This window comes from Bacillus sanguinis (genome assembly GCF_018332475.1).
GTDB classification, from domain to species: Bacteria; Bacillota; Bacilli; order Bacillales; family Bacillaceae_G; genus Bacillus_A; species Bacillus_A sanguinis.
Map to the genome: position 1 here is coordinate 1 of NZ_BOQB01000589.1, position 828 is coordinate 828.

The 828-nt window shown below is 30.9% G+C and carries 1 protein-coding gene; it reads left to right on the forward strand.

Features of this window, described 5'->3' with window-relative positions; translation table 11 throughout:
- Positions 1-389 precede the first annotated feature (389 nt).
- Positions 390-828 (forward strand): class I SAM-dependent methyltransferase (locus KI369_RS28715; RefSeq protein WP_212959025.1); only part of this gene is annotated, 439 nt, incomplete at its 3' end.

Consider the following 828-nt stretch of genomic DNA (forward strand, 5'->3'; position numbering starts at 1 on the left):
AAACTGTAATGTTGTTGTCACCTTATCCGATAGTTAAAAGTAATCAGACTCTTCTATACTACAAATAAGTTATAAAAAATAAGGGGGTAAAAAGATGGATGAAGTAATTGGAGAAGTTATAGCAGGGGTTTGTGAATTTGTAGTAGAAGTAACTGCAGATGCTATTGGTAACTTAGTTTCTGGAGATGAAAAAAGAGAAAAAGAAACGATATAAAATGATTTCAAAAATAGAAGTAAACATACATAGAAAAACTGTGAGATACATTCTTACAGTTTTTTGTTTTTTCAAAGCACTATATTTAATCTCTCTAAAAGAGGAATTGAACAGATGAAATAGAACTTATTATTTATCTGAATCGTGTAAATAACAATAGAAAGAAGATGATAAAATGAGTAAAGAAGAGCTTGTGCAACAACAGTTTGGTAATAATGCGGAAAAGTATGTGAAAAGTAAAATTCATGCTAAAGGGCCGGATTTACAATATGTAGTTCAACAAGTTGAGTCTCGTCAGAATTATCGTCTTCTTGATATTGCTACAGGCGGTGGACATGTTGCGAATGTATTAGCGCCAGTTTTTAAAGAAGTAGTTGCTTTAGACTTAACAGAAAAAATGTTAGAGAATGCGAAAAAATTTATTTTAAGTAATGGACATGAAAATGTATCTTTTGTCGCTGGAAACGCTGAAAGTTTACCGTTTGCTAATCGTTCTTTTGATACGATTACATGCCGAATTGCAGCACATCATTTTACGAATCCATCTAAGTTTATTCATGAAGTAAATCGTACGTTAGAAGATAATGGATTGTTTATTTTAATAGATAATGTTT